Below are 14,410 nucleotides of genomic sequence, written 5' to 3'. Positions count from 1 at the left end.
CACAGGAGTGAACTCATCGCATGGAGAGGCGGTAAAAGCCCACAAACCGGTACGGGGAAACGGAGCCACGGGTTCACATCAGGTACTAACCGGAGGTTTGGCGGAGTCCCGCGCCGGTGAGTGGGCGAGCCTCGGAGTGCTGAGTGAACGGATGTGGGAGAAGCTGCCCGACCCAAAGGACGTATTTTCATCCTCTAATGGTGCTGCGGTAGCGGCATGAAAGGCTTCTCTGAAAAGGATCAAAACCCCATTTATTACATTTCCCACTTAATGGCATACTATCCATTACCAAATTCTCCTGTTCACCTTAACTCAACCACAGCATTGACAGTAACTCCAAACAAAAATGGGTGCTTCCTCCAAGAAGCACCCATTCCAGTTTATCCCTGATTCAACTCAACCTTCAATTCCCTTTTCGGGCCAATTCAAAACCCACGGAAGCAACTAACTTCCCCGAGGAAACCAACTCTTTAGCCGCATTAATATCCGTATACATAACACGATCTTCTTCAAGAGCAGCCACTTTTGACCGGACAAGCCGATAAGCACCTTCGCTTCCTTTTCCGAGTTTAAGTTCTCCTTTCCCGGCTCTCAGATCCAAGCCCTGGCAGGCAGCTAAAAGTTCCATCCCCAATACATGAGCCGTATTCTCTATAATACTTCGAGCCTTACGGGCTGCAATCGTTCCCATACTTACATGGTCTTCCTGGTTACCCGAAGAAGGAATGGAATCGACACTGGCCGGATGGGCTAAAACCTTGTTTTCGGAAACCAACGAGGCTGCAGAATACTGCACAATCATAAACCCGGAATTCAGCCCTCCGTTGGGGGTCAAAAACGCCGGCAGGCCACTTAGGTTTGGATTAACTAAACGCTCCAGGCGGCGTTCAGCGATATTAGCAAGCTCTGCCACCGCAATGCCAAGAAAGTCCATGGCTAAAGCAATAGGCTGACCGTGAAAATTCCCTCCCGAGAGCACGGTATTTTCTTCCGGGAAAATCAAAGGATTATCTGTGGCAGAATTGATCTCGATTTCCACGATCTTTTTGGCATACGCAACTGCTTCCTGGGAAGGGCCATGAACCTGAGCAACACAGCGGAGTGCATAGGCATCCTGCACTCTGGGGTGCTGTTCATCCGCGACAAACGTGCTGCCTTCCGTGAGCCGACGGATTTGCTGCGCCACAGCAATTTGTCCCTGGTGAGGACGTGCCGCATGAATTTTCGGATCAAAAGCCTTGAGAATACCCTCAAGGGCTTCAAGGGTTAAAGCGGCTGTAATGGTTGCCGATTCACAAAGAATCTCAGCATCCCAGACGGCCAAGGCTGCGATGGCTGTCATGACCTGAGTACCGTTAATAAGAGCCAGCCCCTCTTTTCCTTCCAGAACCACAGGTTCTAGCTTGGCCAGGGCCAAGGCTTCCCGCCCGCTCATGCGGCGCTCCTTATAGAACGCTTCCCCCTCTCCAAGCAAAACTAAAACCATATGGGATAAAGGAGCTAAATCACCGCTTGCGCCAAGTGATCCTTTCTCTGGTACAACAGGCACAATTCCTGCATTCAGCATGTTAAGCAAGGCCTGCAAAGTTGAAAGACGAATACCTGAAAAGCCTTTTGCTAAAGCATTTGCTCTCAGAAGTAAAATTCCTCTCACGACCTCCGGCGATAGGGGCTCCCCTACTCCGGTTGCATGACTCATAATAAGGTTGCGTTGTAACTTCTTAGCATCATCTTTGGAAATCAGGACATCGCTGAACTTGCCGAAGCCCGTGGTAATTCCATAGACTGTTTGATTTCCTTCAATTAACTGATCCACATACTCCCGGGATTTCAGGACTTTTTCCTTAGCTGCAGGATGTAATTCCACCTGGGCACCGTACCGTGCAACCGCAACTACTTGCTCTAAGGTAAGGGTTTCACCATCTAAAGTCACTTTGGCTTTTTCTGCTAATACTACGCTCATATTCGGCCTCCTTCTAGAGCAATGAAAAAGAGGATTAAGCTATAAACCTTCGTCTATAGCTTAGCCCTCAAACATCTAATAACTCTGAGCATACCCTATTTTATTGCAACTTTCATAGTTCAATACATTTCTGAAAATAAGAGCAAACTGCAAATCTTTACAAATGATTTATTCCTAAACCGCAAACCTCATGTTCATGCCCTTTAATCGGGGCGCCAATCATTCCATACATGCTGACAGCAATCCAAAGGTCATCTAAATCCTCCAGCGTGCGCGGCCCTTTGACAATAGCAAAGCGAAGTCCTACTGTACGCAAAATATTTCCCAATTGAAGAGGCCCCCGGCCCAACCCCTGCAAAGCATCAAGAATAGCATGATAAAGTGCATGTTGAGAACGATAACTGTCATCGGTCAAACCCTGGCGTTTAGCTGCAGTTTCAACGGCCGCGATAATCTTTTGCACGTCCATAGAGCCCACCTTACCCGTTACCACATCGAAACCCTTTTCCCGAGCAAGAGAAACATAATCGTCAGTTTCATTTCCTTCGGCCATAGCAATCAGTAAGGCCGTTTTGCCTAAAGATGAACAATGAATCATAATAACCCCCAGGTTTAATACATGAACGTTCTTCTTCTATCTATATCAGCTCTGCTTTAACTATCAGCAGCTGACCCTACTAATATCATAGTCGAGAAACGCCCATCATTCAATACTAATTTTTTATCATATCTATCCCCGGGCTGGTATACCGGCTCACGCGGGTTGCATTCAAAACAGCTAAGAGAGCAACTCCCACATCAGCAAACACCGCTTCCCACATAGTGGCCATTCCTAAGGCTCCAAAGAAGACAAAACCCAGTTTAATTCCCAAGGCAAAGAAAATATTTTGCCAAATAATCTTCTTGGTAAAACCGGCAATATTAATGGCGGTCAGAAGTTTAGTGGGCTGGTCTTCCATAAGGACTACATCAGCAGCCTCGATTGCGGCGTCCGAACCCAATCCGCCCATCGCTATTCCAACATCCGCACGGGTGAGGACCGGCGCATCATTAATCCCGTCCCCCACAAAAATAACCTTCTCACTGCGGTCCTTTCCCGCCATCAGCTTTTCTAACCATGCCACTTTGTCTTGGGGCAGCAAATCTGCATGGTATTCGGATATCCCTAAATCATCTGCGACACTTTGGGCAACCGTTTGCAGATCTCCTGTTAACATAACCGTTTTAATCCCAGAGTTCTCCAACGCTTTAATGGTTTCCTTCGCGCCGGATTTAAGGCGATCAGCAATAAGAAGATCTCCCGCATAGTCTCCCGAAACCGCAACATAAACCAGAGTTCCTTGCCCATTGGCCTGGGTAGCGGGAATCTGAATTCCGGCTTCTTTTAATAAAGCGGCCTTTCCTACTAAAACCTCAAGCCCTTTGATTTTGGCCTGGACTCCCTTCCCGCTGATCTCCTTATAATCTTCAACTACCTCCGGGTCAAGAGGTAAAGCGTAACTATTGCGAATAGATTTGGCAATCGGATGACTGGAGTGAATTTCCGCGGTTGCCGCAATCTCCATGAGGAATTCGGAGCTGAATTCCTTGGCTGGGTTCACGTTTACTACTTCAAAAACTCCTTGGGTCAGGGTTCCTGTTTTGTCAAAAACGACGGTTTTCACCTTAGTCAGTGCTTCCAGGTAGTTGGCCCCTTTGACAAGAACCCCATGTCGTGAAGCTCCGCCGATCCCGCCAAAATACCCTAAGGGAACCGAGATTACTAAAGCACAAGGACAGGAAATGACGAGAATTGTTAAGGCCCGATAAATCCATTCACTAAACGCCCCCCCGCCAAGCAGAGGCGGAACTATGGCAATTCCCAGGGCAATTAACACAACAGTAGGGGTGTAATATCGGGAAAATGTGGTTATAAATTTCTCCGTAGGGGCTTTACGCGCACTGGCATTTTCCACAAGATCAAGAACTTTTTGCACAGAGGATTCCGCATATACCCGGGTAACTTTAACTGTGAGGACCCCGCTGGAATTGACCATTCCAGACAAAACAGTGTCTCCTGCTTCAACTTTCCGTGGAACAGACTCTCCTGTCAAAGCAGATGTATCTACAAAGGAAGTGCCTTTAACCACTTCCCCATCCAGAGGAACCTTTTCCCCGGGACGCACCATGATGAATTGTCCAATTTGAACATCTTCAGGGGCAACCTTCAATACCTCCAATTGATGAACGAGATTTGCATAATCCGGTCTAATATCCATTAAAGCCTGAATTGAGTGCCGTGAGCGGTTGAATGCCAAGCCTTGTATATACTCGCCAACCGTATAAAATAACATTACCCCAACCGCTTCAGGCAATTGGTTAATGGCAATTGCTCCGAGGGTTCCAATGGACATTAGAAAGTTTTCATCAAATAGCGCCCCTCTTGTCATATTTCGCAAGGCTGTAACCAGGACTTCATAGCCAACCAGAAGATAGGCTGTTAAAAAAAGCGGGTATTCTATGATCCTCGGAAGATTTACCCCAATTATGGGCAATAACAGTCCTATGGCAAGCAAAGAGCCTGCAGCAAGCATGCGTACTTTTTGCCGGCCGGCGTCTGAAGCATTCTCTTCTTTTTGCAGACGCCTGCTTATTTGGTCCAATGGTTTTAAGATAACACCTGGCTCAATCCGGTCAACAATACGTTGAGCAAGTTCAAGCGCCGCAGGAGGCAGGTAGACCGTTTGCGTAGCAAAATTCAGGGAGGTTTCTCCAATCATTTCTTCAGAGCAAAAGGCTTTTTCAATTTTAATCGCACAATTTGCACAACATAAACCTTCTAACCGGTACTTAATCCGTTTTTGACCTTCTTGTTCTCCATTCATTCTTTTCTCCTCCAAATCAATTATATCTGTAAATTTCTATCCGCGGCCTTCTGAGATAAGCTCCAGGCCATCACGATAAAGGGATTTGACATGCCCATCATCTAAAGAATCATAAACCGGCTTTCCTTCTCTGGAGTATTTACCAGACTGTTGCTCATGATAACACGCAATTAAAGAGATGCAGAGGATTGATATACCTGCCCACTTGATATTCAGTGTTTGACTAACTGACTCGCTCAAATCAGTATAGACACATACTGATTCACAAATCGGACTATCCAGGGACAGTTCTAAGAACGATTATTTCCAAGTTCCTCCTTCTTTTTTGCCATGACCAAGCATTTTTCATATATGATCATATGCTTATGTGTTCATATTTTAATTATATTCAAAAACTTGCTTAATGCAATATCTTATATAAAAAAAACTAACTTTGTTTCTCAGGCAAAGTTATTGTTTTTATAACCCAATAAAGCATAAATTAAGCGCGGCTTTCTTAAAAAAGCCGCGCTTAACATGGATCACGCTATGTCAAATCAATTGATCTATCCTAGTGGACTTGATACATCCCATGACCCTGCATATATTGGAAAATTCCTTCGCCGTGTTCCTGTTCTTCCTTTTGGATATGATTGAGGATCTGACGTATATTAGGATCTCTGAATTCAAATATCGCAGTATCATATGCACCGGACACATACTTCTCAGTCATTAACATGTCTGTACAAAGTTTAGCATCCACTTGATTATAAGCTTGATTGCCGCCGGCCATCTGTTGCGGGTTTGGCATTTGCTGGGGCTGAGCTTGTTGTCCTTGCTGATTTTGCCCTTGCTGACCTTGGTTTTGTTGCCCCCCCATGTTAGGCATCTGTCCGCTCAATAACTGATTGATTGTATCTAAGTGTACTTGCTCTTTACCCGAATAAGAGTTAAATAACTGCTTCAATTGAGGATCTTGAGCTTGGTTAGCATATTTGGCGTATTTGTCGACACAGATTTCCTCATGAGTTTTTTGGTCCATTAATAGTAATTTTTCCTTCTCGGATAATTGAATCAATATAAAGCACCTCCTTATTCTGCTTTATATTGTTTTCCATAATCGGGATTCTATGCATTTACCGTTGGTTTTAATTCCATCAGTGGTCGTGTTTCTACCTTAAATTGTTCAACCACATCTTGTATCTGGTTTGCACTGTGGGCTAAGGTTTGAGCTGTTGCGGCAACACTTTGCATTGTTGCCGTCACTTCCACAGTCGACTCCCTGATGGTTTCTGTTTTAAATACCGCTTCTTCAGAAACTTGCCTGACTCTGTCAACATATTGATTTATTTCTTCTATACTGCTAAGCATTTGCTCGCTGGAGGCTGCAATATCAGAAATATCGCGGGACACTTCCTGAGTCGAATTGGCTATAGTAGTTAACGTTTCTTGTGCCTCCTGAATAGAACGCACACTTTCTTTAACTTTAGAATCGGTCTGCATCATTCCTTGAACAGAGTGGCCGATACTCTCTTGGATAAGGGTCGTGATAACGGCAACTTCCTGAGTGGATGAGGCTACATTTTCTGCCAGTTTACGAATTTCATCGGCAACAACGGCAAAGCCCTTTCCGTGTTCTCCCGCTCGTGCAGCTTCTATGGCGGCATTAAGCGCTAAAAGATTGGTTTGGCGTGCCACCTGAGCAATCGTCTCCGTGATTGTACCGATCCGATTTGATTGCTCAGCCAGATCTTCTATTGTCCGCATAGAATTAGTTACCGATTCATTTGTCTCTTCCATCGTATTCACAATGATTAAAAGTTTGGCCAAGCCGTCCCCCGAATGCTTCTCAGATCCGATGGCCTCATGAGAAACAGACGTAGCCCTTTCCGCGATCATTTGAGCAGCATTTTCGATTTCTCTGACCATTACCAGCAGCTGTTGTTGATTCCTTGCTTGTTCCTGGGCATCCGAAGCCATTTGAGTTGTATAATCCGCGACACTGCTGTTGGAAGCAGTCACTTCTTCCGAGCTTGCTGATAATTCCTCAGAGGAAGCAACCCAAACTTTTGACATCTCGCGTAACTTAGTAATAATCGTTCCGAAGTTATTCATCATGTGATTAAATGAGCGCCCCAACTCAGCAATTTCGCTTTTTTCTGAAACCTTGACTCTTTGCGTCAGATCCCCCTGGGCTACCAGAAAAATCTTTTGCTGCATACTATAGATGGGTTTTAAAAACCGAATATAATTCTTTAACGAAGCAAAGATTCCTACCAGAATACCTGATAAGATAAAATAGATCACCATTAAAACTGACTTAGACCGGTCGAGCTGCATTGCATAAGCAATGACAACTCCCATGGCTGAGATCATAGGAACCACTGTTACTAATGTTTGACCTATATACTTAACCAAGCTAATTGTTTGTTTTTTTGGTTTTCCTTTCTCATTAGCAACTTCCATATTTATCATCCCACCTGTTTTTTCAGTTGCTTCCACCCATAAACATAGTGTAATTGTATGAAAAGCACCCCTGGGTGAATCCTTTGCTCCCCTATGCTTGTGGCACTTAAATAGACGGTCTCCGCTGCCGAGAAATCATTAATTTGGCGGTACAACTGTTCTCGAATTTCATGACAACGTGCTGCCAGGTTTTCACTTGCCGACCCATGTCCGGGAAAATACTGCTGAGTACCGAGAGCTTCTATTTTCTTGAGGCTTTCTAAATAACTTGGCAAACCGCTCACCGCTTGACCGTTTTCCTGCCAGATCCCCGGATAAGGAATCTCATCCGGCAGAAGCATATCTCCGGAAAAGAGGATGGAATCTTTCTCATTATAAAAGGAGAGATGCCCGGCCGTATGGCCAGGTGTGGCAACCGCGCGCAATAAGTTATCACCCGCCATAATGGTCTGTTCCGGTTCGATAAAAGTCACCTGCTCAGGTAAGGCAGTTAAGTGCTGAAGCCGTTTGGATATTTTAAGCATTCCTGAAATTTCCGTCTCCGGGACACCCCACTCTTTAATTGCCCATTCATTAAGCAGGGAAAAGGCATCTCCATGTACAAAACTTGCCCACTCCTGGTGATCCCTTGAACTAACAAGAACTCTTGCCCCTTCTTTAGCAAAGGTATTTGCTGCTCCTGCATGGTCAACATGCCAGTGGGAAACCACTACCTGTTCCAGCCGTTTAATCCCCACCTTTTTCATTCCTTCATTGACTGCTTCGATGACTTCCGGAGTATTCGTCCCGGCATCTAACAGCGTTGGAACCTCCCCCGCGAATAAATATAGGTTAACAGCCTCAACATTGATGGGAACAGGAATTGTTAACTTATAAACATTCTGAGAGACTTCTTTAATGTCTGGCATTTTGTTATTCCCTCCTGTGAAAATGAATATTCATTCATTGTTAGGCAAATAGACCCTCATGCCGCTGTCACATTACCATCAGAGGATGAAAAGAGAGTACTCCCGGGCCGGGCAGCTTCGCCCACATCCGCTCACCGCAGCATTCCGAGGCTCGCCCACTCGCCGGTGCGGGACTCCGCCAAACCTCAGGGTAATACCTGATGTGAACCTGTGGCTCCGTCTTCCCGCACCGGCTTGTGGGCTTTTACCGCCTCTACATGCAATGGGTTCGCTTCTGTGGACGAATCTGCCCTGCTTGCGGGTCTGGGGATTCTTCCGCATGTCTTTAGGGTCTTTTTCGGGGTAGACTATAAAAAGTGATTACAGTATGATAAACCTAATCTAAACTGTCTCTTACAAATCTCCGGATAAAGAATTACAGTCAGGAGGATACCAATGATTGATAAAACTCAAACCGCCCAAGAATTTATTCCTCTTCCATATCAGGTTGTATGTGAGTATTGCCGCAAAATGATATTTTTTCCGGCACTGACAAGAGAGAAACCATCTATGCCTTATGCGAGAAATGCTCTCAATTTATGGATGAACCCAATGTCTCGGAATCTTAAACTTCAGGGATTAGCAGAGAAGGCCATGTCATTAACTGACTATGGCCTTCTGTTGTGATACATGTTCATTTAGCACTTAAGGCAAGTCGCCTGTTAAAGGGTTTTAGTAGTTTACCGGATATCCCTCTTTTTCGATAATATATTTAGAGATTTCCTGGCGGAGTCCGATCATATCTACATTGGGTCTGCGGACGAGCTTACGCATTCCGGCTAAGACAGTGTTGAGGGCATCCCCCTTCTCGACTGCACAGAGTACTTCTTTAGCCTGCTGCTCAAGAATATTAAAGGCAGTGTAGGCTCCTAAGGTCGCTGCTTTCTCAACGAAGGCTTTATGCTCCTCAGAAACATCCATGGTTTGAACTTTTTGCGCCCGAAGAACGCCGCTTTCCATGGCATAGACTTGAAGGACCATCTCTGCCATGCCTGTTAAGACATATTGGTTCTCCTGCAAAGCCATGCCAACGTTTTGAGCTGCTAATCCGGCTGCCATTAAACATAATTTTTTCGCTTTTTGGGTCATTTGGTTAAGAGCTTCCAACCCTTCTGCCTGACCGCCCATTCCCGCAGAAATAAGGTCTTTACTTACGGCAGCAGCTGCTTGGAGCAAGGGCAGTTCACCGGTCATAGCCCGTTTCAGGAGAGTTCCCGGTACAAGAAGGCGATTGATCTCGTTCGTTCCCTCAAAGAGACGATTGATGCGGGAGTCGCGATACATACGCTCAATCGGATATTCCTTAATAAAGCCGTAACCGCCATGGATCTGGACTCCTTCGTCCACAACGTAATCCAGAACTTCAGATGCATAGACTTTATTAAGAGAGCATTCCACAGCATATTCCTCTAAGGCCTTGCCAGCCTCTTTGCGGCAGTCTCCGGTCAGATCGAGGCCATGGAATCCAGCCTGCATAAGGCCGGCAGTACGATAAACAACGCTCTCTGCCATATAGGTCCGAGTCGCCATTTCGGCAACCTTACTTTGAATTGCTCCGAAGGCATTGAGTGCAGTTCCGAATTGTTTGCGCTCAGAGGCATATTTTAAGCTTGTTTCGATAACCGTATGAACAGCCCCCATGGCCGCAGCTGCCAGCTTAAAGCGTCCGACATTCAATATATTAAAGGCAACAACGTGCCCGCGGCCGAGTTCTCCGACTACATTTTCAACAGGCACCATGACGTCTTCCAAGATAACTTGCCGGGTAGAGGAGCCTTTAATTCCCATCTTTTGTTCTTCAGGTCCGAAAGACAGCCCCGGCATTTCCCGCTCAACAATGAAATTGGTCATTTTTCCGTCAACTTTGGCATAGACCAGAAAAATATCCGCAAATCCGGCATTCGTGATGAATTGCTTTGTCCCATTCAGGCGATAGTGGGTTCCCTCTGCATTCAGAACCGCCGTCGTTTTTGCTCCCAGGGCATCGGATCCCGAACCGGGTTCAGTTAAGCAGTAAGCCGCAATTTTAGAACCGTCGGCCAGCCCCGGCAGATACTTGGCTTTTTGCTCCGGAGTACCAAAATAGACGATAGGCAAGCTGCCAATTCCTGTATGTGCCGCGTAAGAAACTGCAAACGAACCTCCGCGGGGAACCTCTTCACCCACGACCACAGTAGAGGCTTTGTCCATGTCCAGCCCGCCGAACTGTTCCGGAACTTCCAGCCCCAATAAGCCTAATTCCCCGGCCTGACGCATAAACTCCCGGACAACACCATCTTTTTGCTCCTCCATCTCTTCGATTTTCGGAGCAACCTCCTTGGTCATAAAATTGTGGGCCATTCTCTTAAGCTGCTTATGATCTTCATTTAACTCCTCACGGACATATACCTGATCCGGAGAAACTTCAGTCAGTAAAAACCCGCCTCCGCGTAATTCTAATTCCATAATTATGCCTCCTCTTTATCGAGGTACGAGGTTCGGACCCAAATGCTCTGCTCTGCACCCCGTATCTTTTTCTTGTTTTCAAAAAATAACGTTCTGCCGGCTGGGACGGTTCCCCGGGTTTTAGCCATGCGGAGAACCGTTCCCACGCTTCCTGTACTTCGTCCTGTTTGGGGAACTTCATTTTACAATAACTCGTATATCCCGGCTGCTCCCATGCCGCCTCCGATACACATGGTGACCATACCGTACTTCAGCTTACGCTTGGTCATTTCGCTCAGGAGAGTAGCGGTCAGCTTTGCACCCGTACAGCCCAGCGGATGTCCGAAGGCGATAGCTCCCCCATTGACATTGACCTTAGCCGGATCAATTCCTAAGGTCTTAAGGATCGCCAAGGATTGGGAAGCAAACGCTTCATTTAATTCAAATAAGTCGATTTGGTCAAGGGTCATGCCGACTTGCTTTAATACTTTAGGAATAGCCTTTATCGGACCAATGCCCATCAGTTCCGGCTCCACGCCTGCAACAGCGTATCCGCGCCAAACAGCAATGGGTTTCAAATCCAGAGCCTTGACTTTTTGTTCAGACATCAGAAGAGTCATAGCTGCACCGTCACTAGTCTGGGACGAGTTCCCTGCTGTTACGGAACCTCCGTTTTTAAAAGCTGTCCTTAATTTGGCAAGGGACTCTGCTGTGGTCTCGGGACGAATCCCCTCGTCTTTGGAGAACCACTTCTCCCCCGGTTTTCCATACATGGGAAGAGGAACAGGTACAATCTCATCGTCAAAACGACCGCTGCTCTGAGCAGCCCAAGCCTTTTGATGGCTTGCCGCAGCAAACGCATCTTGTTGTTCACGGGTTATCTCGTATTTCTTGGCCACATTCTCAGCGGTTATACCCATTGAGACATAGGCCTGAGGAACATGCTCCACTAAATAAGGATTGGGTGCAGGTTTCATACCGCCGAGAGGAACCGCTGACATGCTCTCTGCTCCTCCGCCGATCATCACGTCTGCTTCGCCTAAACGAATTCGGTCGGCGGCCATAGAAATCGCCTGCAGACCCGAAGAGCAAAAACGATTGATGGTTACCCCTGGGACATCAATGGGCAATCCAGCGCGCAGAGCCATGATCTTGGCCATATTCATCCCTTGCTCTCCTTCAGGAAAAGAGCAGCCAATAACACAGTCTTCTATCTCAGCCGGATTGAGAGAAGGAACCCTTTTCAGAATATCTTGTATAACATAAGCACCTAAATCGTCCGGTCGAACCAGAGCCAAGGCACCTTTGACCGCTTTACCGATCGCTGTCCGTTTAGAATCTATAATGAAGGCTTCTTGCATGCTTTTCCCCCCCTAATTCCGTAATGGCTTGCCTTTGGCGAGCATATGGCGGATACGATCCTGGGTCTTTGGTTCTCCGACTAAGCTCATAAAGGCTTCACGTTCGAGATCTAAGAGATATTGTTCATCCACGAGCATTCCTGCCGGGCGATCTCCGCCGGTTATGGCGTAGGCAATTTTTTTGCCGATGTGCTGATCATAATCGGAAATATAATTCCCTTCCCGCATACCATTCAGAGCCATTTCCAAGGTTGCCCGCACGCCGGCACCGCCGATTTTATACTTCGTTGGCAAATTAGGTCTGAAATTACGAGCCATGTCAATAACCCGTGCTTTGGCATCCAATATCACGTGATCCGGATTCATGCTGTAGCGGTCATGGGCTCGCAGGAAACCAAGCTGACGCGCTTTTTCCGCACTTGTTGAAACTTGAGCCATAGCTACTATTTCAAACCGTTTGGCAAAGAAATAATCAGGAGATACTTGTACTCCCGGGAGAATTCCTTCCATAGCCCGTATAGCCATTTCCTTGGTTCCTCCGCCGCCGGGAATTAAGCCGACTCCAACCTCAACCAGACCCATATAGGTTTCCGATGAAGCTTGAATAGCGTGGGAGTGCAGGCAGACTTCCGCACCGCCGCCGAGAGTCATTCCGAAAGGAGCTGCTACCACAGGTTTTTTGGCAAATTTCAGAGCCATTGTTCCGTTTTGGAATTGGCGAACCATATAGTCCAGGTCATCCCAGTTTTCATCTTCTGCTTCTAAGAGAATCTGCATCAAATTAGCGCCTACGCAGAAATTCTTACCTTGATTGCCGATGACCATTCCCAGATAGTTCTTCTCGACTTCTGCCAAGGATTTATGAATCATGGTTAAAATATCTTCGCCGATCGAATTGCTCGGAGAGTGAAATTCGAGGCAGGCTACCCCATCACCAAGGTCAATCAGGCTTGCTCCGGAATTGCCCAGAATTTCCTTGCCGTCTTTATGGGCCTGCTTAAGGGAAAAGGCATAGGGACTGACTGCTTTTTGATGATACTGTCCATCTCCAAAGTAAGAGACCTGGCCGGATTCGGATTTTTGATAGAATCGCCCGTCTCCTTCCGCAAGAACCTTTTCAACAAGAGGAGGCAGGGTTCCGCCTTCGGCGACCACACGATCCGCGACTGCTTTGACCCCCAGGGCATCCCATATTTCGAAGGGTCCCATCTGCCAGTTAAAGCCCCAGCACATACCTTCATCAATTCCGGAAAGGTTATCGGCAATATCCTCAGCAATCGTCGCTGCATAGAGCAGGACTGGTTTTAAAACATTCCAGGCAAACTCTGCCCCCGCATCTTTGCCATTTACCAAGGTACGCATCTTTTCCGTCAAGCCGCCGGCTGCTTTAGCTTTATCTAAGGAAGCAAACTTGACCTTTTTCTTGGGAACATAGGTCATCGTCTGAGGATCGAGAACTTCAACGACTTTGCCTTGAGGTCCTTTGGACTTCTTATAGAAGCCCTGCTTGGTTTTATCCCCCAGCCAGCCATTGGCCAGCATTGTATGCACAAATTCAGGTAAGGTAAAATTATCTTTTTCCTCAGGTACTCCTACAGCCACAGTATTAGCTGTGTGAATAAAGGTATCAAGTCCGACAAGATCAACCGTTCTGAAGGAGGCGCTCTTCGGACGCCCCATCACCGGACCGGTGAGAGCATCGACTTCATCGATGGTTAAACCGGAACGGATCATTTCCTGAAGAGTTATTGCCAAACCGAAGACACCGATGCGGTTAGCGATGAAATTCGGTGTATCTTTGGCCAGGACAACCCCTTTTCCCAAGACTCTCTCGCCAAACTCGGATAAGTAAGCAACGATTTCCGGGTCGGTGTCGGGGCCAGGTATAATTTCCAGAAGTTTCATGTAGCGCGGCGGATTAAAGAAGTGGGTTCCTAAGAAATAGCGGGTAAAGCTCTCTGGCAAATCACTGACCATTGCCTTCAAAGAAATCCCTGAGGTGTTCGAACTGACGATTGTCCCCGGGCGGACATGGGCAGCGATTTTCTTGAAAAGATCCACCTTAATGTCCAGGCGTTCCACCACAACCTCAATGACCCAATCGACTTCGCTTAAGCGAGCTAAATCGTCGCTCAGGTTTCCAACCTCAATGCGATCTGCAAATTCCGGGACAAATAATGGCGCGGGATTCATCTTTAATAACTTAACCTTATTGCCCTCTGCAATACTATTTCGAACCTTTCGATCCTCCAATGTTAATCCGGCTGCTTCTTCTTTAGCCGACAGCTTGGAAGGAATAATATCCAACAACAGACTCGGGATTCCTGCATTGGCCAGATGTGCCGCGATGGTGCTGCCCATCACGCCTGACCCTATGACCGCAACTTTATGAATCTGCATTTCCAT

11 protein-coding genes are annotated in these 14,410 nt (G+C 46.7%); 2 read left to right on the top strand and 9 right to left on the bottom strand.

Translation table 11 applies throughout. The features are described from left to right. The first annotated feature begins 7 nt into the window (after positions 1–7). The gene (locus DESYODRAFT_RS27095; protein ID WP_083842136.1) at positions 8–220 is read left to right on the top strand and encodes a hypothetical protein; all 213 of its coding nucleotides are present in this window, start codon (positions 8–10) and stop codon (positions 218–220) included. A gap of 183 nt (positions 221–403) precedes the next feature. On the opposite strand, the gene hutH is transcribed toward DESYODRAFT_RS27095, so the two are convergent. From hutH to DESYODRAFT_RS07075, 6 genes are all read right to left on the bottom strand, one after another. After that, on the bottom strand, positions 404–1,963 hold the full coding sequence (hutH, locus tag DESYODRAFT_RS07100; RefSeq protein WP_007781238.1) for a histidine ammonia-lyase: 1,560 nt from the start codon (positions 1,961–1,963) through the stop codon (positions 404–406). A gap of 157 nt (positions 1,964–2,120) precedes the next feature. Next, positions 2,121–2,561: a histidine utilization transcription antiterminator HutP gene (gene hutP / locus DESYODRAFT_RS07095; RefSeq protein WP_007781236.1), complete on the bottom strand. Its 441-nt coding sequence runs from the start codon at positions 2,559–2,561 to the stop codon at positions 2,121–2,123. 115 nt (positions 2,562–2,676) lie between these two features. Further along, entirely contained in the window at positions 2,677–4,827 is a 2,151-nt protein-coding gene (locus DESYODRAFT_RS07090; RefSeq protein ID WP_007781234.1) for a heavy metal translocating P-type ATPase, read from the bottom strand. A gap of 550 nt (positions 4,828–5,377) precedes the next feature. Then, a complete protein-coding gene (locus tag DESYODRAFT_RS07085) occupies positions 5,378–5,884 on the bottom strand; it encodes a spore coat protein (protein WP_007781233.1) in 507 nt (168 codons plus the stop codon). A gap of 50 nt (positions 5,885–5,934) precedes the next feature. After that, positions 5,935–7,272, bottom strand: a complete 1,338-nt coding sequence (locus DESYODRAFT_RS07080) for a methyl-accepting chemotaxis protein (RefSeq protein ID WP_007781231.1) — start codon at positions 7,270–7,272, stop codon at positions 5,935–5,937. Positions 7,273–7,277: 5 nt separating this feature from the next. Further along, positions 7,278–8,180: an MBL fold metallo-hydrolase gene (locus DESYODRAFT_RS07075; protein WP_007781228.1), complete on the bottom strand. Its 903-nt coding sequence runs from the start codon at positions 8,178–8,180 to the stop codon at positions 7,278–7,280. Positions 8,181–8,615: 435 nt separating this feature from the next. Between DESYODRAFT_RS07075 and DESYODRAFT_RS07070 the strand changes: the two genes are divergently transcribed. Then, positions 8,616–8,846: a hypothetical protein gene (locus DESYODRAFT_RS07070; RefSeq protein ID WP_007781226.1), complete on the top strand. Its 231-nt coding sequence runs from the start codon at positions 8,616–8,618 to the stop codon at positions 8,844–8,846. Positions 8,847–8,891: 45 nt separating this feature from the next. Here DESYODRAFT_RS07070 and DESYODRAFT_RS07065 read toward each other — a convergent pair whose 3' ends face one another. The 3 genes from DESYODRAFT_RS07065 to DESYODRAFT_RS07055 all read right to left on the bottom strand — a co-directional run bounded on the left by DESYODRAFT_RS07065 (position 8,892) and on the right by DESYODRAFT_RS07055 (position 14,404). Continuing rightward, positions 8,892–10,664 (bottom strand): acyl-CoA dehydrogenase family protein, encoded by a 1,773-nt coding sequence (locus DESYODRAFT_RS07065; protein WP_007781223.1) that lies wholly within the window; start codon positions 10,662–10,664, stop codon positions 8,892–8,894. Positions 10,665–10,846: 182 nt separating this feature from the next. Next, positions 10,847–12,004 (bottom strand): thiolase family protein, encoded by a 1,158-nt coding sequence (locus DESYODRAFT_RS07060; protein ID WP_007781220.1) that lies wholly within the window; start codon positions 12,002–12,004, stop codon positions 10,847–10,849. Positions 12,005–12,016: 12 nt separating this feature from the next. Further along, positions 12,017–14,404 carry a 3-hydroxyacyl-CoA dehydrogenase/enoyl-CoA hydratase family protein gene (locus tag DESYODRAFT_RS07055; protein WP_007781219.1) on the bottom strand — a complete coding sequence of 796 codons (2,388 nt, stop codon included), beginning with the start codon at positions 14,402–14,404 and terminating at the stop codon, positions 12,017–12,019. Positions 14,405–14,410: the final 6 nt, after the last annotated feature.

The sequence above is a fragment of the Desulfosporosinus youngiae DSM 17734 genome (genome assembly GCF_000244895.1).
GTDB classification, from domain to species: domain Bacteria; phylum Bacillota; class Desulfitobacteriia; order Desulfitobacteriales; family Desulfitobacteriaceae; genus Desulfosporosinus; species Desulfosporosinus youngiae.
This window is presented reverse-complemented; position numbering and strand designations above follow the sequence as displayed.